The organism is Arthrobacter sp. lap29 (assembly GCF_032458965.1).
Classification (GTDB): domain Bacteria; phylum Actinomycetota; class Actinomycetes; order Actinomycetales; family Micrococcaceae; genus Specibacter; species Specibacter psychrochitiniphilus.
The window spans coordinates 406131-430735 of record NZ_JAUCEK010000002.1 but is presented as its reverse complement, the minus strand read 5'-3'; the positions used below and the strand labels follow the sequence as shown (position 1 = coordinate 430735).

Here is a 24605-nt window from a genome sequence, read left to right as displayed (position 1 = left end):
CGAAGTGAAAGCTCAGGCCATGGGGCCGGGCGACGGCGCAGGACCCGACGGTCCGGGAGTTCCACTGAGCAACCTAGTGAGCTCAGGGGCGTCACCGCCACTGCCGTGGATGGCGGTCTGCAGGTACTGAGCAAGCGCACCCATTTCCTCCGATGAGCCCCGGGTGGGGCCTGCGAACCACAATTCCCCCCTCGGGCTAGCCAATACCCGCCTCCAGTAGGCAACAGCGAACGCCGCCGGCAAACGCAGGTAGAGGGCCCGCAGATTAGCCGGGACCTGCGTGTTTCCGCCAGCCTGCAGGGCCCGGAAAGCCTGAGCTGTGGCATGCACCATCAAGCGCAGAGTTTCCCTGTCGGCAGCCAACCGGGGCGCATCAGTGCCGAACTTGTACAGTGCGTAGGCCATGGGGACAATGAAGGCGGCGTGAGCCAGAAGCCAGCCGGGCATATCGGTGGCGATCGCGGCCGGAAAACCGGCTTCTTCCATCACTTTTTTCAGGCCCAGCGTGCGCTGCGAAATAGCGCCGCCCGGCTCAGCCAGCATTGTCTTTTGCTGTTTGATCAGGACATATCGGGTTATTGCCCCGTCTTGGACGCCGCCAGCGGCCGGGAAGCCCAGCAAGACACGGCCGCCCAGTGCCTGGACAAGCTGGCCTTCGAGCCCAGCGGTGTTACCCATAAACAACACGTCGGATCCGTCGTCCATGATGCCCAGCACCGGCAAGGCGCTTGTGAGCTGCCCTGCCCGGACAGCGACCACTACGACGTCGTACCTGTCTTCCACGCCAAGCGCACCTATTGCCCTGATTGGCAATGCGATTTGCTCCCGTGACTCAGAGTCAGCCACAACCAGCCCTGCATCTTGGAGCTGAGCCAGTCTCTGGCCGCGGGCCAGCATCACCACCTCGTGTCCGGCGCCCATCAGCTTTGCCGCGTATACACTGCCGATCACTCCGGCTCCCAGCACGAGAATCCTCATGAGCTGTCCCTTTCCTCAAGCGACACTGTCAAAACCACAGGCGGCCCGCCTCCCGGCGTCGTTTCCCCAGCCAAACCCCGCAGGGCCCACAAGCTTAAGGTGTTAATTGCCACAGTATGCCTGCCGGGCGCGGAGTTCCACCATCAATTCCGGCCCAATCGACGCTCAATAGTGTCTTCCAGGAACCCGCGTACCCACTTCGCGTGCACTTTGGAACCTCGTGGTGGTTCTCAGTCCTTTGGGCTGGTTTCTAGCGTTGCTGCTGCGGCATGCACACCCATTCCTCTAAGCTCTGTCGCCCCCGAGCAGTATGCGTGGACCAGACGCTCATCATCGAGAGTCGGACCCGCAGAGAATTGCCCGCGCGTCACCTAAGCCTTGAACTAAGTCAATCGAGATTCTTATCACTGGCGGCAATCCCACGCCACATCTAGCGACCTGAGGATTTCCAATGGTCGTCGCCACTGACTGGGCATAGAAGGAACTACGTCACGCGAGCCATAACCTTCTACAAAACTTGGTCTGCCGGGGGTGGAATGCCGAGTCGTGGCCAGGGCCGTACTGAATCCGATAGCGGACGGGGGATCTGATCTTCTAATGAGTCGGTTACATCCATCTGCCAGCCTAGCGAGGGCACCTCGGCAAGCTATGCTCCTCCACCTAGCCTTTGCGAGCCTCTTCGTCTGCTATTTTTGAGCGCATGAGCGAACTAGTGGGCTTCCATGACAATGAACCGCACACACCTAATCTCGCCGGGCGCCTGAACTGGTTGCGGGCCGGTGTCCTCGGCGCCAACGACGGCATAGTATCCGTCGCCGCCACCGTCGTGGGAGTCGCCGGCGTGACCAACTCACCCACCCCCATTCTTGTCGCTGGAATCGCCGCACTGGTTGGCGGCGCTGTTTCCATGGCATTAGGGGAATACGTGTCCGTGAGCAGCCAGCGGGACAGCCAACGGGCCCTTATCGAGAAGGAACGCCGCGAACTGGCTGAAGATCCTGAAGCTGAATTGGCGGAACTCACCGAGATCTACCGCACCCAAGGCCTCAGCGAAGCCACTGCAACACAGGTGGCCCTTGAGCTCACCGCCCACGATGCTTTATCAGCACATCTGGCCGCTGAACTGAACATCAGCGAGCATGAAGAAGTCAATCCATGGCAGGCAGCTTATGCCTCAGCAGCCGCATTTACTGTTGGCGCAATCCTGCCCCTGATAGCCATCTTGCTACCGCCAGCGGAATGGCGGATCCCCGTAACGTTCTTGGCGGTACTGTTCGCCCTCGCCCTGACGGGAACGGTGAGTGCTTCCATCGGAGGCAGCTCCAAAACCACCTCTGCACTGCGCCTAGTAGTTGGCGGCGCCCTGGCACTAGCGGCGACCTACGGAATTGGCACCGCCCTCGGCGCAAGCGGAATCATCTAAACACCCCCCAAGACTGTCCAGCTATTGCCTAGACGTATCCGTCTGGCTCTTCCACTTTCGGACTCTTCTACTGTCGGGGTTTGGCTCGCTGCTGGGTCAGGCTAAGTGCCAGTTTGGGACACAAATGGACAGCCTCTCGGGCAGCTTCAAGATTCCCAGAACTGATGGCCGGATCGCTGCGGCCACCGTTGGTGGAATGCAAGGCCAAGGGATAGCCCCAGTCATCGCGGACCAAAACAGTGGGCAATAGTTCGGTGCACAGCCCCCGCCCGTCGCACCTGGTCCAGTCGATGTGAAGTAGTTCAGTCATAGTGACCGCCTGGTTTGTCTGGTGCAGGTGCCTGAAAGGTGGGCCTTCACGTCCTCGGAGAATATCTCCAAGGCACTGCTGACAAGCTGTGCTGTTCCATCTGGATGATGGCAGGCACCGCGGCCACCAACGAGCTTGGTGAGACGTTCCAGTTCAAGAACAAGCTGTGGGTTTCGGTCCCCGTAAGCGATGGCGCTCAGGACACGGGCCATGGCCGGCAGGCCAAACATGCAGGGGCCACATTGTTTCGCAGAGGCGTGTGCTAGGTAGTCAAGGATCCTTGCCGTAGCCTCAAGCCCGCAGTTCCGCGCAGGCAGTACATGGAGCACTCCCGCGCCGGGGTTTACCACGTTCTCCCCCGGCCCCGAGGGAGACAGCCGGCAATCCAAGTCTCGGACCCACCGGCCGTGATAGCCGCCCACCAGCACTGCGCCCACCGTGCCAAGATCCACTCCGGCACCTGATAGTACGTCGCAGAGTCGTGCGTCCCCTTCCACTTCCAAGATCTGCCCAGCGCCCTGACCGGACACCGAGACGAGCCGGGTTCCGGGGTCCCGTTCCGATCCTGCTCCCCGGAACCACCCAGACCCGTGCCGGGCAATGAGGGCAACATGAGCCAGCGTTTCCACGTTCAACACTAGGGTGGGCCTGCCTTTGAGCCCTGCTTCGCTGAGCCGATTGCGGTTGTCCAGCGGCAGGGCAAGGCCGGTGGCGATGCTGTTGACCACTGCACTTGCCTCACCTGAAATGAACGTTTCCGCGGCTCCTACCACCTTGATTTTGCGGGCATCGCGGCGCTCAGCCACGGCGGCTTCTACCGCGGGCATGGCGGCCGGTGCTGTGTAGATGTAGAGCAGCGATGCTGATACGGCCCGCCCGGCGATCAGGAGTCCGTCAATGACCAGGTGGGGTGCATGGGCAAGCAGGGTCTTATCCTTAAAGCTGAGCGGTTCACCTTCGGCACCGTTGGCGATGACTACCGGTTTGGCCGGTAGCAGCGTTGCGCCACGGCCCCGGACCGTGGCAGCAACTTTCCGCCAGGAGGAAAACGCCGCACCGCCGCGCCCTGTCAGGTCCGACTCTTCCAAAACAGGAATGAAGCCCGCATCGATTTTCTCCAGCGACACCGGCCCGAAGGCTTGTTCATGTTCTGCCAGGCCCGCGTTGGAGCCAGCCGCAAAAATCTGGAAAGTTCCGGCACTGCCTCTGGCAGTATCCACGGAAGATCCTGCTGCTTCCAGGATGGTCATGACAAGCCGCCTTGCCGGGCTTTGGCTGTTTCCAAAAAGTTAGCTGACAGCCTCCAGGCCACCGCCAATGCGACGGCAACAAGGGATCCCGCGGCAAGCACAAGAAACACCTTGCTGGTCCCGTCGGTGCCGTTGCCAATCGCGTGGCCAAGAGCAACGGGCCACATCGCGTAGCTGAGCCAATGGATGGCGCGAAAGCTCCGCTGGCCCAAGCGGTGCCGCAGCAATCCGGTGGCCACCACGGCAAGTACCAGGTCAAAGGCCACCGTGCCCAGGCCCTGCCAGAACGGCTTGAAGCTGCCCCGGAACGGAACAAACACATCAATCACGTTGAGCTTCGCATACGAGTCGAGCATCAACGCCACAATGTGGAACAGCAAGAAAACTGTTGCCAGCAAGGATATGTTGCGGTGCAAGAGCGTCACGGAGAACCGTGGAATGACAAACAGGGGCCTGCCGGACCTGTTTAGGATGCCCAGCAGGACTGTGACACTAAACAAGGCCAACGAGACCACACCACTCATCCGGCCAAAAGCCCACAGTGCGTTATCCATTCAACTCCCCTCCCCACATGGCCATGTTTTCGCCATAATTCTGGTTCCCGTCCTTGGGCCAGCCGGAGATGGCGGACACCCGGCCCCGAGCATCTACCAAACGTGCAGCGATGCCGACCCGCTCAAACCACTCGACGGCGCCAAAGCCGCGGACAATCCCTGCCGTGCTGAAAGCATTTGCCTCCAGGCACGACGACGCTGCCACCGACACGGTCTGCCAGACCGGATCCGCCGGAAGCCCAAACCTCGGGTCAAGAATGTGGTGAACGGTGCGGCCAGCGTGCTGCCACTGCCGTTTCTGGGTACTGGAGGTTGCCATGGCGTGGCCTGCGCGCAGCGTGACCTGCTGCCGGGGATCGCCGGGCATGTCTTGAACCAGCACCTGCCAGCCGCCCTCAGGCTCCGGTCCGGCCGTGGCAATGTCCCCACCCAAGGAAACCAGAATCCCGCATTCCAACTCCGCGGCAACCCGTTGTGCAGCACGGTCAGCGGCGACTGCCTTAGCCGTTGCCCCCAAGTCCAAGCGAAGATGTTCAGGAACCCTCAGATTCCGGCCCACAAGGCGCACCTGCCTCCAGCCAGCGGTTCGCTGCTGCCCCAGCGGTTCATGGATCACGGAGCCACCCGGGCCAAGTCGAACCTCGGCGATGTCCCGGTCGTAGCCCAGTGCTTCTAAGTCTCTACCCAGGGTGGGATCCACGTCGCCATCAGTCCACGCGGCGGCATCGAGCGCAGACTCAACCAGCGTAGCCAGCAACGCGCTCACTGTCGTCCCGGCGGCTAGGTCCGGCTGCAAACGCACAAGTTCCGAGTCTTTTCGGAATCGGCTGCAGGCGTCGTCGACGCCTGCAATTTCTTCTCGGACCAGCCGTTCGGCGGCGGATGCCAGCCCGGAGTCAGTAACGGTGATGGACGCTTCCAAGCCCCACACCGTCCATGACTTGGAGCCCATTTCAGGACCCCGACGAAGTGCCGTTGGTGGGTCCATCGTTGCCAGACTGCACCGAACTGCCACCGGAGTATCCGAGGTAGGAGCCGCTGCCGTGGCTTGGTGCTTGGATTTGTGATGTGCCTCCGTTGTCATCGCTGGTTCCGGATTTGGTACTTGCGGCGTGACTCCCCGTGGCCTGGTCCACGGCAATGGCACCAATGCCGACAACCGCAAAGCTGCCCACGGTAACGGCCGTGGTGATGTTTAGCGCCCATTGCTTTCCGCTGTTTCGCTTCGTCATGGTCCGCTCCGGTCTGGTTGCTGGTGAAGTATCCTAACTTCCATCATCCGCACGGAATCTTTGTGCTTTCTTAGACAACGCTGGTAGCCCGTGAAGAATGGTTCTCCACTACTTTCTTGCCAAGGGCACCAAGATCCTGATCAAGGCGCCACCATTGGGTGCGGTTGCCAACGTGATCTTGCCGTTGTGAAGTGCCACAATCTCTGCCACCAAAGCCAGACCCAGCCCGTAATGACGTGGTGGCCCCGCACTCACGGACTCCGGGCGCGATGAAGAGAACCTTTCTAAAACACGTGACTCAGTTCCCGGCATAAATCCAGGCCCGTCGTCAGAGACCTCAATGCACCCGTCAGTACCCTTGCTGCGCACAGCTACGCTGACCTCGCTCCTAGCGTGGTCCAGTGCGTTGGCAATCAGCGCGGTAAAGACGCGCAGCAGTGCAACCGGCGATCCTTGAACCAGAACGGGCACCCCAATGCCGGGTTGGACCAGCTGGATGGAGCGTTGCACGGCCTGGGGCATGGCCAGGGCGACTGCGTTGCGGGAAACCTCTGCCAGGTCCACCACGGTGTGAGCTACGGCGGAGCGGGGGTCGGCGGAAATCAACAAATCATCAAGAATTCCCGTGAGCAGCCGCGAGTCCTCGACAATTGCACTGACCTCCGTTGAGACGGCTTCCCTGGAAAAATCAGCCCCGGGAATGACCAGCTTCCTGCGCAGGAGTTGGGCGCGTGTGCTCAACAATGTCAACGGTGTTCTGAGTTCATGGCTGGCATCGGCAACAAATCGCCGCTGCAGGGACAGGCTGTCGGCCAGTGGCCGCATGGCCCGCCCCGCCATCCACACCGACGCTAGCGCAGCCAGTAAGGCAGCCATCGTCCCGGCAACCACCATGGACCACGCCAGGCGGTTCAAAGACTCACGGCCCTCGTGGGTGTCAACGGCCGCCTGCACCACCTTGTCCCCCCGAATGGTGGTCAGCACCTCATAGCTGTGCCCACCCACTGCGATGCTCTTCCGTTCATCCGACTGCGAAAATTCCACACGGTTCATGGCCACTTGATCCGGGAGCCCTGCCGGCATCACTGGTGAGGCCTTCACCTGGCCGTCGTCAACAATCGCAACGTAGACACCCGCAGGTGCGTCACGGGGAGAGTCAATCTGGGTTGCCCCTATCAATGTTTTGTTCATGGCTTCGGCCGTGCTTGCTGCCACGATGGAGTACAGCAGAGCGCCCATCACGGCCAACAGGACCACAATCAGCACGGTGAACTGCAACGCTAAGCGGGCCACCGCACGGCGCAGCTCCAACACATCCCTAGTATTCACGCCAGTGGTCCCAAGACATAGCCGCGTCCCCGCACCGTCAAGACACACGATCGGCCCAGTTTTTTGCGAAGGTAATGCACATACGTGTCAACCACGCCACCGTCATCAGCGTCGGCGAACACCGATTCCAAAAGACCGGCCCTAGTAAAGACCTGCTGGGGACGGCGCGCAAGATGCTCCAGAAACTCACTTTCCCGTTCGGACAGCGCCACCATTCCCACGCCGTCGAGGGTTACCATCCGAGTGCCCACATTCAACGATCCACCGGGAACCTTCAACAGGGCGGAGGTGTCGGCATGGCGCCTGAGCAGGGATCTAACCCGCGCGAGCAGTTCCTCGACGTCAAAGGGCTTGCCCAAATAGTCCTCTGCTCCCCTGTTCAACCCCTCAACGCGGTCTGCAGGATTGCTCAGCGCCGAAAGGATCAGCGCCGGGGTAGCCACGCCTTTACGGCGCAGGCGTTCCAGAACGTCCAAACCCTCAATTGCTGGCAGACCCCGATCCATCACGATCACATCAAAATGTCGACTGAGTCCTAAGTGAAGGGCGCGTTGGCCATCACCTGCAACCACCACGTCGTAGCCTTCGCCACCCAGCAGCTCTGCCAGCATCGCCGCCAGCGCGGCATCATCCTCCACCACCAGCACACAAGGTTCTTCAGCCATGGAGTGAAGTATAGGCTCCGAGGCTGCGCTCGGCGGCACTTCTCAGCAACGGAATTCGATGGCGGAACCAGCAGCCCCTCACCATAGAAACCAGCGCCCGGGAACGCCCTGGCCATGGGGGTCACCTATTCCTGTAGTAGTCCTTCCAGATCAAGCGGTGCACAGGCATCTTCCTCGGGTATTGCCTGTCTCGTTCATGACACCCCATTGGTCCCCTGTCAGGTGGGCCGTGGTGGCTAGGGTGGGAAAGTAGCCGCCGTCGCCCAAGAACAGGATGGTGGGTGTGTAGTCCAGGTTGTACGGCAGCCCGGCGGACTGCAGGACGCCGTCGAGGCTTCCGCTTTGTGCCATGGCTAGCAATGCACTTGTCAACGCTGGGACTGGACCATAGTCGCCGGGGCCCACCCGTGCAGGATCTCCATCGCTGGCAGCGGTAAGGGCGGTGGTGAGGGAAGCGCCTTGAGCGGGTCGAGGACAAATTCAGTGGCCGTGTCAATGGGGATGCGGACCCCGGACAGGGACTGAAAAATCAATGAAGCCCAGTTTTTGTGTGGCATCAGGTGTCGCGTTGTACGGCGGGCCCTAGACTGCCGTGCCACTGGTAGCACCGAGTTCCGTCGTGGCCGTGGCAACGAAGTCCGACGGCATGGACATAGACAGGCTGAACGGCGCATGCCCGCCCAACACGTAGCCGCATGTCAGCGTCTCCCCGCGCCAGACTGCGAGCGCTACCGCACCGGCATCCAACGGGAACCGGCACGTGCGGCAGCCCGGCGTCGAGCTTCATGTTCTTGACAAGCTGGGGGCGGGGCATCCTGGGCGGGCGCCAAATCCGGACCAATATGACCAAAAGTCCCCTTGTGGTTACCAATACGACCAAAAGATTGATGGCGGGCCCGAACGAACGGAACATGAAAACAGAACCGCAAAGTGTTCCAGATCACAAGGGAGTGAATCATGTTCCGTTCTTCACCGCTCAATTCAGGGTCCGTCAGCCGCCGCCAGGCACTGGGTTTCGGCGTCCTCGGCGCAGCTACCCTCGCAGCAGCGCTAACCGGATGCGGCAGCACCAACGCCGACAAGCCGGCCGCCAACGCCGTCCCCGAAGGCTTCCCCAGCTACTATCCCGCCGACTACTCGAAGATCGTGGACGCGTCGAAGGCCGAAGGTGGCAAGCTCACCATCTACTCCAACACCGATCAGGAAAACTGGGCACCCATCCTTCGGGATTTCAAGGCCAAGTACCCGTGGACGCAGGTCTCCGCCGACAACCTGGACAGCGACGAGGTGTTCCAGCGCCAGTTGAGCGAGATGGCGACGGGCAAGGCACCCGCGGACATGCTGGTCTCCAACGCCGTCCAAGCATGGGCCAGCTACGGAGAGAAGTCGGACACCCTGATGGAGTACGACTCCCCCGAAACCAAGCAGCTTCCGGACTACGCACAGCTAATGCCGAACGTTTGGGCCATGTCATTGGACCCGGTGGGCATCGCTTACAACACCGCGCTCATGAAGGAGGCACCCACCAGTATTGCGGGCCTGGCCAAAACTGTCACCGCGGATGCGGCCGGCTACAAGAACAAGATCACCACGCGCGATGTGAAGGGTGCATGGGGCTTCACCGTCTCGCATGCCTTCGCCAAGGGAAGCTCCGACGCATGGACAGGTCTGGACGAGATTCTGCCCTCCGCCCGGCCGGAATCATCCTCCGGAACCCAGAAGGAAAAGATTCTATCCGGCGAATACGTGGCCGGGTTCTTCATCAGCTCCGCCGTGGGTTACCCCGCGGAAAAAGCCAGCGGCGGGCTGGTCAAGTTTGTTCTGCCCACCGACGGGACGGTGGTGCTGGGCCGCGGCATCGGCATCACCCCGAAGGCCCCCCACCCGGCCACGGCCAAGCTGTTCTTGGACTTTGTGCTTTCCGAGACCGGCCAGAACGCCGTTGCCGAAGGAGGGCTCAGCTCCTACCGCGACAACGTGGAACTCAGCGAGGGCCGCCACACGTACCAGGAAGTGGAAAAGCTGGCCGGTAAGGACGGCATCATCCGCGTCCCCTACACCGTGGTGCCGGATGCCGAAGTCACAGCCTTTGTTTCCAAGTGGAACGCGCAGCTGGGCAGCTGACACCCTCCGAGATCTCTCCAGCGACCAGGCAGGCCAAGCAATGACCATCACCCGCACCAAACGTGCAACCTCGCATCCGGTTGGCCGTTCCACCCTGCCGGCGCCGAAATACCCACGGGTCTTCGGCGTCGACAGGGGCCGGATCGTGCAATACGGCGTATTCATCCTTTTGGCGCTTTTTGTGCTTGCGCCAATTGTGCCCATCCTCTACCAGTCCTTCCGCGACCGGCCTCTCTACGAAGCCGGCGGGCTCCTGACGCCTAGCAACTATACGCGGCTGTTCACCGACGCCGGCTTCGGCCAGGTCATCTTGAACACGGCCATCTTCGCCGTCGGCACCACCGTGCTCACCCTCCTGATCGCCATCCCCATGGCGGTGTTGGTGGTACGCACCAAGCTCCCGTTCGGGCGGCTGCTGGGCCTGTCCATGCAATGGCCGTTCTTCATCTCCACCCTGATCCTCGGCTTCGGCTGGATCACCCTGTACGGCCCGGCCGGATTCATCAGCGTCCAGGTCCGCCAGTTCCTGGGCTTTCTGCCATGGAACCTGTACTCGCTGGGCGGCATGGCGGTCACCGAGGCCGTGGGCCTGGCCCCCATCGCCTATGTTTTCTGCGCCAACGCCCTGCGCCAGTCCGACGCATCATTGGAAAGTGCCGCCCGCGTCTGCGGCGCCGGACCCCTGCGCATCCTGTTCAAGGTGGTGGTGCCGATGCTGCGTCCGCCCATCGTCTACAGCTCCATCCTGGTGTTCAGCATGTCGCTGGAAACCCTCAGCGTACCGCTGCTTTACGGCACACCCGTGCGGATCGAGGTGTTCTCCACGTTCCTGTACACCAACGGGCTGCAGTCCATCCAGCCCGACTACGGCATCCTCGGCGCGGCCTCCACCATCATCCTGGCCGTCACCATCGGCACCGTCGCCATCCAGGCCAAGGTGCTCAAGAACGCCCGGCGCTTCATCTCCGTCAGGGGCAAGGCAACGCGCCCCCGGCTGCTGGACCTGGGCAAGTTCAAGTGGGTGGCCGCCGTCGCGATCGTCATTTACATTGTGTTCGGTGCCTTGCTGCCCATTCTGGGTCTGGTGTTCCGCTCCTTCACCATGATCTTCACCCCGCTGGCGAACCCGTTCGATTCGCTGACGCTCTCCAACTACGAGCGCGTCTTCACGTTCCCGGTCTACGTCCAGTCCATCACCAACAGCGTCATCATCGCCGCCGTGGGCGCAACGCTCGTGAGCATACTGGCACTGCTGGCCGTCCTCGTGGCACGCCGCTCACCGTTCAGGTTTGCCCGCAGCGTGGAGTACCTGGCCTTGATTCCGCAGGCCATGCCCGGCATCATCGTGGGCATCGGCTTCTTCTGGGTCTTCGCGCTCATGCCCGGCGGCGGTCTGGTGCAGGGCACCCTGATGGCTGTCATCATCGCTTTCGGACTGCGTGCACTCCCGACGGCGTTCGGCTCTATTGCCCCGGCCATCATGCAGATTGGCCACGAGCTCGACGACGCCGCCCGCACCTCGGGTGCCGACTGGTTCGGTGCCTTCTTCCGCATCCTGCGCACGTTGTTAAAGCCGGCTTTTGTGGGCGCGCTCATCCTGGTCTTCGTGACCATGATGAAGGAATACTCCGCCGCGCTGTTCCTCTCCTCTGCCAACACCGGCGTCATCGGCACCACCATGCTCGACCTCTGGGTCCAAGGCAACACCGGCTCCGTTGCCGCCCTGGCCACCATCCAAATTGCCATAACCGCAGTGTTCGTCGCCGTGGCGAACCTGTTCATGAAGGGACACTCCGATGCCTGAAGTACACGTAAAGGACCTGCACAAAAAGTTTGGCGACGTTACCGTGCTGAACGACATCAATTTCACCATCAAGGAAGGTGAGTTTTTCACGCTCCTTGGCCCCAGTGGCTGCGGGAAATCCACCACACTGAACAGCATTGCCGGACTAGAATCCCCTACCTCGGGCTCCATCACCGTGGGCGGTGTGCCGTTCGTTGACACTGCGCACAAACTGTATGTTCCCACAGAGGAACGCAACTTGGGCATGGTGTTCCAGTCCTACGCCCTCTGGCCGCACATGACGGTGGAACAAAACCTGGTGATGCCGCTGGCCATCCGCAAGGTCTCCAAGGAAGAGAAGGCTTCCCGGATTTATGAGGCCCTGGACACCGTGGGCCTGGCACATCTGAAGGACCGCTTCCCGCACCAGCTCTCCGGCGGCCAGCAGCAGCGCGTGGCCCTGGCCCGCGCACTGGTCTACTCGCCATCGGTCCTGCTCCTGGATGAGCCACTCTCCAACCTGGATGCCAAGCTGCGCGAACAGTCCCGGGCCTGGCTCAAGCGCCTGCAGGTGGACCTGGGCATCACCACCGTTTATGTGACGCACGATCAGGACGAGGCGCTCTCACTCAGCGACCGGATCGCCGTCATGTTTGAGGGCAAGATGGCGCAGATCGGCACTCCTGCTGAAATCTATGAAAAGCCCGCCACAGCCGCCGTCGCCGCCTTTGTGGGCAGCTGCAACTTCTTCACCGGTTCCTTGACGGCGATCAGCGGCGGCACGGCGACCGTCCGCCTCGACAACACCGGGCTGGAGGTCAAAGTGGCCAGCACCCTGGCCTTGAAGCCGGCCGACGCCGTCACGGTGGCCGTCCGCCCCGAACGCCTGCGCATCACCTCCTCCTCCGATGCCGCCGGCACCAACGTGCTGGAAACCACCGTGCTGACCCGCTCCTATGTGGGCTCGCGTTACGAATACGGACTGAAGCTGGGCAGCAATGTAGTCCAGGTGGTCTCCCCCGTTGGGGACCTCGACGGCGGTGTGCGGCTGGTCTTTGAGCCCGGAGATGCGCTGTTGTACCCGGGCGCCGACGTCCCCTCGGCCGAAGCACAAGAACTCATGACAGTGGCGGCATGAGCCGCCGGCCATGAATGCTTCCGGCCAGGCGCCCTCGCAGGTTCCCCGGCCTGGGCGCCTGGCCGTGGCGCTGGTGCTGGCGCACGCCGTCGTCATTCAGTCCATCACCTTTGGCATGCGCCCCACCCTCTCCTACGCCGTCCTGGATGCGGGCGGATCCCAGGCCCTGCTGGGCGTGCTGGTGGCGGCGTTTGCCGTGCCGGCGCTCATACTGGCATTGCCCGCAGGGCACATCATCGACCGGACGGGCGAGCGGGCTTCCCTGATCGCCGGCGCTGCGGCGCTGATCGCTGCAGTGCTGCTGGCGCTTCTGGGTGGCGGCTCGGTGGCCGTGCTGCTGCTGGCCACCATGTTCCTTGGCGTGGGCCAACTGCTCTCCGTCATTGGCGAGCAGGCCATCGTGGCCAACACCACCAGCCGCGGGCAATTCGACTCCAAGTTCGGCCACTTCACCTTTGCGTCATCACTGGGCCAAACCATCGGCCCACTGCTCCTGGCACTTCCGGGCGGCACTTTGGAGACACCGCCCATTATGGTCATCTTCACGGTATGCGGCGCGCTGGCCGTGGTGTTGCTGGGCATTTCCTTGTTCATCAAAAGCTCGAAGCGGGCACCTTCCACGGGTCAACGTGCACGCATGCTCCCCTCGGTGGCGGCGCTGCTGCGCACCCCCGGAATCCTGCGGGCACTGCTGGCCGGCAGCTTGGTCCTGGCCTCCGTGGACCTGTTTCTGGCATACCTTCCGGCACTCGGGCACGAACGCGGCATTACTGCCGGAATGGTCAGCGCCATGCTCGTGGCGAGGTCCTTGTTTTCCATGTTCTCTCGGCTGTTCCTTGGTCCCATGGTGAAGGCTTTTGGCCGCCGCCGGCTCATGGTGTGCAGCATTGCGCTGTCTTCCGTGGCGCTTCTTCTCTTTGCCCTGCCCCTGCAACTGTCCATGCTGATCATGCTGGCTGCCATTTACGGCTTCGCCATTGGCACCTGCCAGCCCATCACCATGTCCTGGATTGCCGAGCTGGCGGATGCCGGCACACGCGGCCTGGCCATGTCGCTGCGGCTGGCCAGCAACCGGCTCGGCCAGACACTGCTGCCCACCGCACTGGGCGCACTATCAGCGGTGGCCGGGGTTGGCGGCGTCTTCATAGGCACCGGAATCATGCTTGCCGGGGCGGCTTGGTCAGGGGCCGCCGTCGGACAAGCCGCAGAAGAGGAGAGTGCCGATGAACCCGCAGGCTGAGCCCCCACCGCTCTCGCAGACCGCCGCCCGCAAACGCGGTCCCCGGCACATTTTCTGGCAAAATGGGGGAATGCGACGACGGATAACATTGCGGACCCAGCTCCTGCTGCTGCAAATGGTCATTGTCCTTATCACAGTGGTGGGCACCGGCGGCGTTGCCATCCTTACCCAGCAACACCAGCTCCGCGCCAATTATCAGGACCGGATGGTCGGCGTCGCACAATCGGTGGCCGAGAATCCAGTGATCGTTGAGGCCTTTAACACCCGCGATCCCAGCAGCATCATCCAGCCCATCACGGAGCTGATCAGCAAGTCCTCAGGGATTGCGTACGCGGTGGTCATGAACGCGGATGGCATCCGTTATTCGCATCCCGACCCGTCCAAGATTGGCAAGCATGTCTCCACGGATGCTGCAGAAGTACTCTCCGGGGACATCTTTGTGGGAACGCAGACGGGAACGATGGGCACGTCGTGGCGGGTCAAAGTACCCATTTTCAGTGCAGGGCATGCGGTGATCGGGGCGGTGTCTGTGGGGGTGCTGGAGTCGGACCTGCGTAATGAATACCTCTCCAATGCCACCTGGCTGTTCGTCACGATCGGGGTCGCGGCGATCTTTGGCGTGGTTGGCGCGGCGTGGGTGACCGCCGTGATCCGCAAGCGCATCTTCGGCCTGGAACCGGAGCAGATCGCTGGACTGCTGGAGGAGCGCGAAGCCATCCTGCATGGGGTGCGTGAAGGCGTGCTGGCCGTTGACAACCGCGGACGCATTGCCCTGATCAACGACGCCGCTGTGCATCTGCTCTCCCTCGGCGACAAGCCTGATGTGGTGGGCACACTGGCCCGGGAGACCTTGGACGGCTCCTTGGTGGAGCTGTTGAAGGACGACGGCGCTGAACAGTCACTCATACTCTCCGGCGAGCGGGTGTTGCTGGTGCGCCGGGACGTGTCAAAGATCGGCGGCCAGGAGATCGGCTCCATCCTCATCTTGCGGGACAACACGGACTTGCACGCGTTGCTGCGCGATCTCGACGGCGTGCAGGGCCTTGCTGACGGGCTGCGCGCCCAAGCACACGGCTTTGCCAACAAGCTGCACGTCATTTCCGGGCTGCTGGAGGTGGGCCGTGTGGAGCAGGCGGTCTCCTACATTTCGCATGAGCGCGCGGGCGGGGCGCTCACGCGATTAGCCGGCCAGTCCGGTATCCGGGAGTTGGAAGTTGCCGCACTGCTACTCATGAAGCAGGTCCGTGCCGATGAACTCGGCATCGACATCACCATCGAGGACGCCTCTGCACTGCCGGCACTATCCGCGTGCGCCTCCGCGGAGACCCTGCGCGAGGACCTCCTCACGATCATCGGAAATCTGATTGACAATGCCGTCGAGGCCACGGGCTCTGGCGGGCGGATATCGGTACTGATGGCTTACTTGGCCGGCTCCGGTGAAGTTTCCATCTCAGTGTCCGACTCCGGGGAGGGCATCGCCCCCGAGTTGCGGGACCGTGTCTTTGCGTCCGGATACTCATCCAAGGCGGCCCTTCCGGGCGCCTTGTCCACCGGGCGCGGCATCGGCCTGACACTGGTGAAGCGGATCGCCGCCCGGCATGGTGGGGTTGTTGACATTAAGGAAGGGCTGGAAAGCACTAGAACCGGTGGCTCGTCCCCGAGCGGGGCCTTCGGCGCCCGAATCACGGTGTATCTGCCAGTCGACCCCGAGAACCTGGTGCCCGAACGGCTACTTGACGCCGAGCCGGTGGAGCCGGCATGAGCACAATACTGAGAGTTGTGATCGTCGAAGATGACATTGGCGTGGCGCTCATCAATCGTGAATTTGTTTCCTCCCACCAAGGCTTCACCGTAGTGGGAGTAGCTCACTCGGGCGGAGAGGCGCTAGAACTCATTGGACGCCTGAAACCTGATGTGGTCCTGCTGGACTTTTACCTTCCAGATTTCTCTGGCCTGGAGGTCCTTTCCCGTCTCAGCCCGGAGCTAGTGAGTTCCATGGAAGTCATCGCCGTCACGGCCGCCCGCGACGTGGACAGCGTCCGGCTTGCCAGGGCGCGGGGCGTGCGGCATTATCTGGTCAAACCTTTCATGGCGTCGGCACTCTTTGAACGGCTGGAGGAAGTGGCACAGCAAATCGACACCGTGCGGCGCAGCTCACGCGGCAGACTGCTGGACCAACGCAGCGTGGATGCGCTCATTGCCAGCACGGCCGAGCGCTATGCCCCGCCCCCGAAAGGCCTCTCCGAAGTCACGCTACAGCGGGTGCACCTGGCGCTGCAGGCGGCTGGCACTGATGTCTCGGCGGCTGAATTGGCGGAACTGGTGGGCATGTCACGGGTGGGTGTGAGGCGCTATTTGGAGCATCTGGTGGACATTGGCCGGGCCACTCTCACACCGCGATATGGCGGCGGGCGGCCGGAGAACCGGTACAGCGCGGCGTCCTGACACTCGTGATCGGGCTCGCCTGCCTTGATCGGGAAAGTGCCATATCCCCCACACCGGGTCCGTCATTATCGGTGCCGGAAAGCTCCCTGCTCCACCGCTAGCCCACCATGATTTCTGGCTCACATCAGCATGGGAGATGAGGCCGTCACAGCAGCCGAACTCCCCGCCAGACTCCTAGGAGCACACTTTCCCAGTCAGGATCCTCCAGTGGACCCTGACTGTTTCAGCGAGGACTTCCAATAGCGCAGAACTTTCAATAGCGCAGGACATGCCAGATACAATACAGAGACCCCTCACGCGCGGCGCAAAGAGCACCACCGTTGCTGGCTCAGTTGCCACCTATGACGAGTCAAAGACGGGCTCGGCCGGGGAGCGCACGCCTGACGAAAATTTCTGATTGACGGTGTAGGCGGCGTTTGCACCTCGTAATTTCAGCGTAGTTTTCAGCAGCCAGGAAACGGTCCCTGACACTGATGGCGAGTACATTTTGAGCGGGCTCTCTGCGGGCAAATGACCCTCGTTTATCCCTGCTGTTGGCACCTGGTCACCCTTTAGAATTTACTTGATCCTGGTGGTCATCGGTTGGGTTATCGTTCAAGGGATAGGCGCTGCTCCGTCGGTGGGGTGACTTTCGGTTGGATAGCTATGGCGTGTGGGCGGATGCGTTCGCCGGCATTCGGCATAATTAGTTCAGTGGTTTCTGGTCCTCGTTCGGAATTGGTGGTGTACATGGTGGCAGTTGGAGGCGTTCCTTTTGACTACTTTCCTAGGTTTTCAGACGAAGAGCGGACAGTGTGCCGGGACGATATGTGTGAGGCGTCCATGACAAGTGCCGTCGATGACGCCGGCTTAGGGGCAGGGTCGTTATGATGAGCCGGTCCGGTGAGTGCTCCGGGGAGTTAGTAGCCCGTGCCAACGGGGACGGGATTGTCCATCTCTGGGCTGTTCTGGACTTATCAATTCGATTGGCGGAGGTCTTGTTCGCCTCTGGGGCCGGCGCCGAAGAAGCGACGACAACTATGAGTATTGTTGCTGAAAGTTACGGAGTGGGTGGGACTACTGCGGATGTGACGCACACCATGTTGACGTTGACGTGGACGGACCCGGATACTCACGAGTCGGTTTCGCGCAGACGTATTATTCGGGAGAGGGGACTTGATTATGCGCGGCTGGCTTCTGCTGCGGCACTGATCACACGAATCAGTGATAGAAAGATTGGCATCGAAGCAGCCCGCCGGCGCTTGTCTGTGATTCTTTCGGGACCACCGCAGGTTCCCAGACTGTTGCGCAGAGCTGGCTGGAGCCTGATTGGTGCGGGTGCTGCAGTACTTTTTGGGGGTGGATGGCTGGTTGCCGCTGTAGCTTTTGGTGCTTCGTTTGTGCTGGAGGCGATCAGTACCGGGCTAGGGTTTCGTCGTGTACCGGTTTTTTATCAAAGCGTGCTCGGTGGAGTCATTGGTCCTGTTGCTGCCGCGCTTGTCCACTATATTGATCCAGATGCTTCATCTTCTTTGGTTGTTGTGGCCACGATTGTTGTATTGCTGGCTGGGGTCACCACGTTCGGTGCGGTCCAAGATACGCTGACGGGTTTCTACGTCACTGGCCTTGCCCGGATGACTGAGGCCGTCGTGATCACTGTTGGGATCGCAGCCGGGATAATTGGGACCTCGCTGTTACTGGCACGAGTCGGGGTGCCCTTGGTGATTAGCGTCAGCGAAGCACGATCTTCCCATGGGCCTACGGTCACGATCGTGGCCGCCATCGTTATCGTGGTCGGTTTTGCTTTGGCAGCCCAATTACCGTGGCGGGCTCTGGGCGCCGTGGTCGTTCTTGGCGCCGCTACAGAGTTCTTTTACTTATTGTCCATTGCAGCCGGGGCTGGAACCGTTTGGGGTTCGGCCCTGACCGCTGTGGTGATCGGCGCTCTTGCCTCGCTATCGGCTCGGCTGACTCGCACTCCTCCTCTGCCCACAGTGGTGACATCCCTCGTTCCTCTGCTACCTGGCTTTGTACTCTTCAACGGTCTCATGCAGGTTGCTGACGGGTCTGTGACCGGTTTGCTGGGCATGTTCACTGCGGCGGCGGTTGCTGGAGCTCTTGCTGCTGGCGCTATTTTGGGGCAGTTCCTTATAGATCTCGCCGTCTCGCCGGTTCGGGGCCCACGCCGTGTCACGGGTCCACTACTGGCCTTGCCCGCACGGTTCTCACGAAAACGCTCCCAGCGACGGGACAGTGAAGCCCCTCATTGAGGGGAGTTCGCCAGTACCTGGGTCGGGGAAGGCCTCCCAAGCAGTGCCGCATGATCCACGACGCCGCTGATGCCCTAAGGTGGTGTTGAAAGTTATCCAGTATGGGGTGATGACAGTCCTACGGCACCGGGTGGGAGAATTGCGTATATGGATCCGTTGATTGCAACGAGCGCCATTTTGATAGCGGCCATCATTATTTTCATCTGGAACAAATTTCCTCCTGCGGTTGTCGCCCTCGCAGTGGCGTTGGCGTTGTTCTTTTCTGGAACAGTGACTTTTGAGCAGGCCATTATCGGGTTCAGTGACCCGTCAGAGGAAACGCGTAACTGAACCTTTCCCCCACGTCACTTCGAAAGCGAGAACCTCCCCTCGCCCAAGCCTCAGGATCCACTGAACGACGTACCCTGCGCGCTAAGAGTCCACTGTGTAGCCCGCACCATCTGGCTCACTCACCCGTTCTGATGCCTAAGATGGTTCCAATCAAAAGTGGTGCCGCAATTCCAAGGCTCGTAAGATCCAGCTAGCGAAATCCGTACAATCCTCCCGGAACTGCCACCAGGAAGAAACCCAGCAGTGGTGCCGAGAAACGCGCGACGAAGAATGATAATGCGTTCATCGTGGTAGCGGCAATCGCTGTTGGTGGTGGCACACCCCACGATTTGAACATGGCTACACGCAGCGCCATATCACTCGGTGGCGGCGCCAACGCCTCCGTCGACGTCGCACGATAAACCGAGACACCCGGAGTAAAAAAACCAACGGCATCGCGTTCGCCCCTTGCCGCACCACTAAGACTGCAACAAGTGAGGTGGATCCGGTCCTTGCAGCCAGTGTAGAAGCAGATCTCGCCATGTCACGGACAACGCTGCAGATAGGGTTCCGTTTGCGTATGAAGGCCACAGAAGCCAGCGTTGGAACTAGGAGGAAATCGCTCCATGTCGAAGTCCGGACTGTCTCACACGAGGCTTTCCTACCACTGGACTTACGCTGTGCCTACGGTAGAACTGGTTAAGTCAGGAATAATGCTCCAAGCCAAGTGTACGAACAGTAAATCAGTGAAGCTTTTGGGTGAACGTGCCGGTGGTCGGAACACTGCCATGGTCAGCATCGACGATCGGTCCGAGCAACCGTCAGATCGCCTTGTTCCCGGTGCGTGTGAAAAGGATCTGGTGGCCAGCAAGGGCGGCAAGAGTGTTATCGGGACGCCGATGGAGCGGCACAGCAGCTTGGAGCTTGCTGTGCCTGTCGGCGGGCAAGAGGGTCCGACCGTCTCGCCGAATTCCCGATCGATCGTGCCACTGGCCTGCTCGCCCTGAGGCGTGATTCTTTGACGTGGGATCAGGATACGGAGATGGCCTTCCACGCCGAACTGACACTGGCTATTGATTTTCTCGTGAACTTCGCGCAGGCCCACGCACTGTCGGAACGACCTTCGAATACGAACCCGAAGGGGCTGATCCCGGAGTACATGCCAAGACATCGAGCTGACGAGTCACCAGCCCTATATGGACTCTATTTGCCGATCAGCACAACGATCGGCCCCTGGCAGTTCTAGAATTCCTGACACCAAGGAAAGCATTTAGCAAGCTACTCAACGACTATGTAACTAAGCCGGCTTGACACCGCCAACGCTCTCCCGCGGACTTGGATCCAAGAATGCGGGGCGTTGGGCGAGCAATCCAGGGTGCCCCACCAACCACGCCACCTTGACTTTGGCCGCGCTCCACCCCTTTGGCTTCTTCCCAGGTCCGTTCCCACAGCCTGTTCCTTATCGCGATGCGAGGTAACGAGCGGGGCATCCAAGTCCAGACTGAGCGGCTCCACAGCTGCGGCGGTCAACGCCGGGCCCCGGTCCTCGCGGGCTTGACAGACCGGGGAGTTTAACCCGCCCCACAACGTCTGGAATCCGTAAGCGAAGAGATCTAGGTTGGCCACGCTACGCTGAATGGAGCGAGAGATCGTAGAATTTGAGGTGTTCTTGCCAAACACGCTCGGCCTGTTTCGCGGGATGTACAGATCACAGCCATGCTCTCCACCGTGGGCCAGTATGAGAGCCAAGGACCCAAAATCGCCCTGGGGGAGGTAGTGGGCGCGGGCCTTGAAGAACTGACTCAACCTGTCCTCACACCATCGGTGGAATCCCAGCGCGTCCACGAGAGACGTCAATACGTTTGACCCGGCCTGTCAGATCAGCTGCTGACCAGTCGTTGCGAGAGTAATGGCAGCGGAAAAACTCCGGTCTAGGCTGCAGTGTCCACCGGTCCGGCCGGAGCCTTGAGCATGAAAAGGCGCTTTCCGAGGTCTCGGGTCACTGACCAGAGGACGCCTCGCGCATAGATGACACGGGACGAAGCCGTATCGGGCCTCGCGCGTTCTCAGCTTCTACTGCCATGCCTTTCTGAGTGGCCGTGAGCTCGCCACGGGACGCCATCTCTGCTGCAACACGACGGACCTCGCCCATGCTCTCGCGCCAAGCGTCGCCGTCACCGCACACTACTCTGGCGACCTCACTCGGGCAGATCGAGGAGTTAGCGCGCTTGCGTAGTAAGGCTCGAATGGTCGCAGAAATTCTTTCATCGAATGCTGTAGGTTCGCTCTTTTCCCACCAAGGTTGACCGCGTTCACCTAATGCGATCTTTGCATCGTTAACTCGTGCACGAGCATCGTCTTGACGGGACTTGACGGCGCGTCGAGCGGCCATGAGTTCATCGACCAATTCCTGACGCAGTTTTGGAGGAATGCCAGGATCGCTCGCTCGCCACTTCCTGCCCTTGATAAGGAGGTAGTGTCCGTCCTGAGTGACTTCCCCAGTCTTCTCATTCGGCACAGCCTGCCCCTCCCTACTAACTATTATGGCGTTACTCCAGCGCCATCAGTTCGTTGAATATCTCACCATAATACTGTCCGTGTTTTGCTGGCAAACTCCGAATATCTGGTAGTACGACGCTGAGCTGTTAGCCTTGCACCGCACCGGCAACGCACTATCATTCATGTAGAGCGTGTAATCAGTCGCCCCCACCGGTGGCTCAGCATTACTCGACACAGCATTGGAGCCCCCATTACCGACGTAAACGCTTCACATGATGTCTACTACGGCAATCCCGCCACAGACGACGACATTGAACTCATCGAGGAAAGCCTGCCGTCCGTCGCTGCCCGCTTCAAGAATAGGGCGGACGTTGTCCTGCATAAGGGCCGGTATGTCCTGCTCAACCGTGACCGCACACCCAACCAAGCCATGGTGGATGACTTGTTGTTCATCCGCGAGACTCTTGAAAAGGCCGGGCTGAGCTACCTGCTGGTGCGCGGCAACGACGAACGTCCGGTGATCTCGGTCGATTGGGAGGACCGAGCTTTGTTGCGTGAGGCTCTCGTCGAGGCCTCCGCCGACGAACCGTTCTATTCATTGACGGTGGACACCCGCAAAAAGTCCGCGGTGTTGGTGGCTGACGGGATAGTCGCGAGGAATAACAGGTCTCGGATTCTCCGCCTGTACCGGCCGCGATGGGAGCCCGAGGGCGGACTCACTTACGGAGCGGCGCTTGGGGTTCAAATTGAGCTGTGGAGCTTTAACGGAGAGGAGTTGGTGCTGCCCATCGAAAACTCGCTGACCCGGCGCACACTGTTGGCACAGGACGCCGTGCGCGGTACCGTGAAGAAGTATGGTCACGTCTGGCCGACCATTGAGAATATGTTCGCTGATCACGCCTCCGACATCGGCTTCGACATTGACTTAGTCTTCTCCTGGGTTGACGGCAGCTCACCTGAGTACATTGCTGCCCGACGCGCCCGGATGCAGGGCGTGGTGGTGGGTGAGGGTGACGACCATGAGGCACGCTTCCGGCAGATCGACGAGCTCAAATATGCGCTGCGCTCCATTTACACCTTCGCGCCGTGGATTCGGCGCATCTTTATCGCCACGGACTCCCCCACCCCGGTCTGGTTGGACGAGCATCCTTCGGTGACGGTGGTCCGCAGTGAGGAGTTCTTCGCCGACCCTTCAGTACTTCCAACGCACAATTCGCAGGCCGTTGAATGCCAGCTGCACCACATAGACGGCCTGTCCGAACATTTCCTCTACTCCAATGACGACATGTTCTTTGGCCGACCCGTCAGCCCTGACATGTTCTTCACCCCCGGAGGGATCACGAAGTTCATCGAAGCTGAGACGAGAATCGGATTGGGCGAGAACGACGCCGAGCGCAGCGGTTTTGAGAACGCGGCCCGGGTCAACCGCAAATTGCTTTGGAATAGGTTCGGGCGCATCACGACCCGGCACCTGGAACACACGGCCGCACCGCTGCGCCGCAGTGTCATGGCGGAAATGGAGCACGAGTTTGAAGCTGAATTCAGGGCCACCGCGGCCAGCACCTTCCGGGCTGCGGAGAACATTTCCGTCACCAATTCTCTGTATCACTACTACGGGCTACTCACGGGCACGGCAACGATCCAGACAGATGCCAAGGTGAGGTATGTGGACACGACGGCGCGGGCCGGCTTGAGGTGCCTGCCGAAACTGCTTGCCAAGCGAAACATGGATTTCTTCTGCCTCAATGACGGCAGTTTCCCCGAGGTCCCCGCGGAGGAACGCGCCGAATTGGTGACCGATTTCCTGCAGAAGTATTTCCCTATTGCCGCACCGTGGGAAAAGTGACACGCCCGCCCCAGCCGAATGTCACAGCAGCTGAGGTTTAGTGTGGCCCCGGCCCACGCCGTCGTGCCAGCACTGGGATGCCACTAGAGCGCACTGCGTGGTCAGGGATGCGCACCCCAGCTGCAGCGAGGCGTTGCTGTGTCTGCTCCGCACTGACCTGCTCGCCAACGGTGGGACCAGAGCCCAATGGCACGGTGGAATGGACGATGGTGTGCTCGTAGATGTGGACCAGGTTGTAGGCTTGCCCGCCGTCGCGGCCGCGGGTGCCGCCTGCCGGCACGTTTAGGTCCTGCGTGTAGCACGTGGCGGATGCAACAGATACCGGGATCCCGGCGAACATGGCGGTGGTCGAGTAGTGCAGGTGGCCGGCCAGGATGGTGCGCACATCCGAGCCGCGCAACACAGCCGCCAGCTCGGACTGCCGGCGAAGCTCAACGAGCACGGCGAGGTCCAGCACGCTGGGCACCGGCGGGTGGTGGAGTGCCAAGATGGTGCCGTCAGGGGCAGGCGTGGCGAGTTCCCCGGCCAGCCACTCCAGCTGCTCGGCGTCGACCTCACCGTGGTGGAAGCCCGGCACCGAGGTATCCAGGGTGATGACCCGCAGTCCGTTCAGGAAGTAACGGTGGTTCACTGGGGCGCCACTTGCCGGCTCCCTCAGAAGGCCTGCGCGGAAGTTTCCGCGATGGTCATGGTTCCCCATGGCCCAGATCACCTGTGCGCCCATGTTTAGGCAGGCTGGCTCCACAATCCCGCGCAGCTTGGCATAGGCTTCGGGCTCACCCTTATCGGCGAGATCGCCGGTAAAGATGACTGCCTCCGGCCGGTCACCTGATAACGCAATCTGCGCAAATATTTGGCGCAGCCGCTGCTCACTGTCCACCGCCCCGTACAGCATGCCCCGTCCACCCACTAGGTGGGTGTCGCTCATGTGAAGCAGAAAATGACGCGGTCGGGGGTGTTCGGCCTCAATGAAGTCCATGACTGCCTTAATGGTCGGGTGGATGCGGCGTTCACCGTGTACCTCTCATGTACCTCCATCCAATCACTTCCCACATGAATTCCGGGTCAACAGAGCAGTAAATTTGCGACAACGTCTGAGGCTGCGCGAACGTTGACCAATGATGGAGCACCGGAAAACAAGTCCTATAGCGTGCCGAGAGGCTATCAATTTCGCGGCGAGGGAACCGCCTGCGGTGGAGCCCGCGGCCCACAGCTCACGTCAATGTAACGG

At 61.0% G+C, this 24605-nt stretch carries 22 protein-coding genes; 10 read left to right on the top strand and 12 right to left on the bottom strand.

Annotated features, from left to right (window positions below; genetic code table 11):
* Positions 1-12: 12 nt before the first annotated feature.
* Positions 13-978 carry a 2-dehydropantoate 2-reductase N-terminal domain-containing protein gene (locus tag RY113_RS05095; protein WP_315913744.1) on the bottom strand — a complete coding sequence of 322 codons (966 nt, stop codon included), beginning with the start codon at positions 976-978 and terminating at the stop codon, positions 13-15.
* A 700-nt stretch (positions 979-1678) separates the two neighbouring features.
* Here RY113_RS05095 and RY113_RS05090 point away from each other — a divergent pair.
* On the top strand, positions 1679-2401 hold the full coding sequence (locus RY113_RS05090; protein ID WP_315913743.1) for a VIT family protein: 723 nt from the start codon (positions 1679-1681) through the stop codon (positions 2399-2401).
* A 67-nt stretch (positions 2402-2468) separates the two neighbouring features.
* Here the strand turns inward: RY113_RS05090 and RY113_RS05085 are convergent, their stop codons facing one another.
* From RY113_RS05085 to RY113_RS05045, 9 genes are all read right to left on the bottom strand, one after another.
* Positions 2469-2711: a ferredoxin gene (locus tag RY113_RS05085; RefSeq protein WP_315913742.1), complete on the bottom strand. Its 243-nt coding sequence runs from the start codon at positions 2709-2711 to the stop codon at positions 2469-2471.
* Complete coding sequence (locus RY113_RS05080) at positions 2708-3961, bottom strand: NADH-ubiquinone oxidoreductase-F iron-sulfur binding region domain-containing protein (protein ID WP_315913741.1); 1254 nt, start codon at positions 3959-3961, stop codon at positions 2708-2710. Before RY113_RS05080 ends, RY113_RS05085 begins: the two co-directional genes overlap by 4 nt.
* The gene (locus RY113_RS05075) at positions 3958-4515 is read right to left on the bottom strand and encodes a ferric reductase-like transmembrane domain-containing protein (protein WP_315913740.1); all 558 of its coding nucleotides are present in this window, start codon (positions 4513-4515) and stop codon (positions 3958-3960) included. Before RY113_RS05075 ends, RY113_RS05080 begins: the two co-directional genes overlap by 4 nt.
* Complete coding sequence (locus RY113_RS05070) at positions 4508-5503, bottom strand: FAD:protein FMN transferase (RefSeq protein ID WP_315913739.1); 996 nt, start codon at positions 5501-5503, stop codon at positions 4508-4510. The genes RY113_RS05075 and RY113_RS05070 overlap by 8 nt, the downstream gene beginning before the upstream one ends.
* The gene (locus RY113_RS05065) at positions 5469-5747 is read right to left on the bottom strand and encodes a hypothetical protein (RefSeq protein ID WP_315913738.1); all 279 of its coding nucleotides are present in this window, start codon (positions 5745-5747) and stop codon (positions 5469-5471) included. Before RY113_RS05065 ends, RY113_RS05070 begins: the two co-directional genes overlap by 35 nt.
* 108 nt (positions 5748-5855) lie before the next feature.
* Positions 5856-7076 (bottom strand): HAMP domain-containing sensor histidine kinase, encoded by a 1221-nt coding sequence (locus RY113_RS05060; protein ID WP_315913737.1) that lies wholly within the window; start codon positions 7074-7076, stop codon positions 5856-5858.
* Complete coding sequence (locus RY113_RS05055; RefSeq protein ID WP_315913736.1) at positions 7073-7741, bottom strand: response regulator transcription factor; 669 nt, start codon at positions 7739-7741, stop codon at positions 7073-7075. The genes RY113_RS05060 and RY113_RS05055 overlap by 4 nt, the downstream gene beginning before the upstream one ends.
* A 150-nt stretch (positions 7742-7891) precedes the next feature.
* On the bottom strand, positions 7892-8092 hold the full coding sequence (locus tag RY113_RS05050; protein WP_315913735.1) for a hypothetical protein: 201 nt from the start codon (positions 8090-8092) through the stop codon (positions 7892-7894).
* Between the two features lie 17 nt (positions 8093-8109).
* Entirely contained in the window at positions 8110-8298 is a 189-nt protein-coding gene (locus tag RY113_RS05045) for a hypothetical protein (RefSeq protein ID WP_315913734.1), read from the bottom strand.
* A gap of 400 nt (positions 8299-8698) precedes the next feature.
* On the opposite strand from RY113_RS05045, the gene RY113_RS05040 reads away from it, so the two are divergent.
* The 8 genes from RY113_RS05040 to RY113_RS05005 all read left to right on the top strand — a co-directional run bounded on the left by RY113_RS05040 (position 8699) and on the right by RY113_RS05005 (position 19050).
* Positions 8699-9865: an ABC transporter substrate-binding protein gene (locus RY113_RS05040; RefSeq protein ID WP_315913733.1), complete on the top strand. Its 1167-nt coding sequence runs from the start codon at positions 8699-8701 to the stop codon at positions 9863-9865.
* 40 nt (positions 9866-9905) lie between these two features.
* On the top strand, positions 9906-11669 hold the full coding sequence (locus RY113_RS05035; protein ID WP_315913732.1) for an iron ABC transporter permease: 1764 nt from the start codon (positions 9906-9908) through the stop codon (positions 11667-11669).
* Positions 11662-12786 (top strand): ABC transporter ATP-binding protein, encoded by a 1125-nt coding sequence (locus RY113_RS05030; RefSeq protein WP_315913731.1) that lies wholly within the window; start codon positions 11662-11664, stop codon positions 12784-12786. Before RY113_RS05035 ends, RY113_RS05030 begins: the two co-directional genes overlap by 8 nt.
* Before the next feature lie 10 nt (positions 12787-12796).
* The gene (locus RY113_RS05025) at positions 12797-14026 is read left to right on the top strand and encodes an MFS transporter (protein ID WP_315913730.1); all 1230 of its coding nucleotides are present in this window, start codon (positions 12797-12799) and stop codon (positions 14024-14026) included.
* Positions 14010-15788, top strand: a complete 1779-nt coding sequence (locus RY113_RS05020) for a sensor histidine kinase (protein WP_315913729.1) — start codon at positions 14010-14012, stop codon at positions 15786-15788. Before RY113_RS05025 ends, RY113_RS05020 begins: the two co-directional genes overlap by 17 nt.
* On the top strand, positions 15785-16471 hold the full coding sequence (locus tag RY113_RS05015; protein WP_315913728.1) for a response regulator: 687 nt from the start codon (positions 15785-15787) through the stop codon (positions 16469-16471). The genes RY113_RS05020 and RY113_RS05015 overlap by 4 nt, the downstream gene beginning before the upstream one ends.
* A gap of 866 nt (positions 16472-17337) precedes the next feature.
* On the top strand, positions 17338-18720 hold the full coding sequence (locus tag RY113_RS05010) for a threonine/serine exporter family protein (RefSeq protein ID WP_315913727.1): 1383 nt from the start codon (positions 17338-17340) through the stop codon (positions 18718-18720).
* 147 nt (positions 18721-18867) lie between these two features.
* A complete protein-coding gene (locus RY113_RS05005; RefSeq protein WP_315913726.1) occupies positions 18868-19050 on the top strand; it encodes a hypothetical protein in 183 nt (60 codons plus the stop codon).
* A 1978-nt stretch (positions 19051-21028) separates the two neighbouring features.
* On the opposite strand, the gene RY113_RS05000 is transcribed toward RY113_RS05005, so the two are convergent.
* Positions 21029-21421 (bottom strand): DUF3253 domain-containing protein, encoded by a 393-nt coding sequence (locus RY113_RS05000; RefSeq protein ID WP_245932253.1) that lies wholly within the window; start codon positions 21419-21421, stop codon positions 21029-21031.
* A 438-nt stretch (positions 21422-21859) separates the two neighbouring features.
* On the opposite strand from RY113_RS05000, the gene RY113_RS04995 reads away from it, so the two are divergent.
* The gene (locus RY113_RS04995; protein WP_315913823.1) at positions 21860-23374 is read left to right on the top strand and encodes a stealth family protein; all 1515 of its coding nucleotides are present in this window, start codon (positions 21860-21862) and stop codon (positions 23372-23374) included.
* A 37-nt stretch (positions 23375-23411) separates the two neighbouring features.
* Here RY113_RS04995 and RY113_RS04990 read toward each other — a convergent pair whose 3' ends face one another.
* A complete protein-coding gene (locus tag RY113_RS04990) occupies positions 23412-24353 on the bottom strand; it encodes a phosphodiesterase (RefSeq protein ID WP_315913725.1) in 942 nt (313 codons plus the stop codon).
* Positions 24354-24605: the final 252 nt, after the last annotated feature.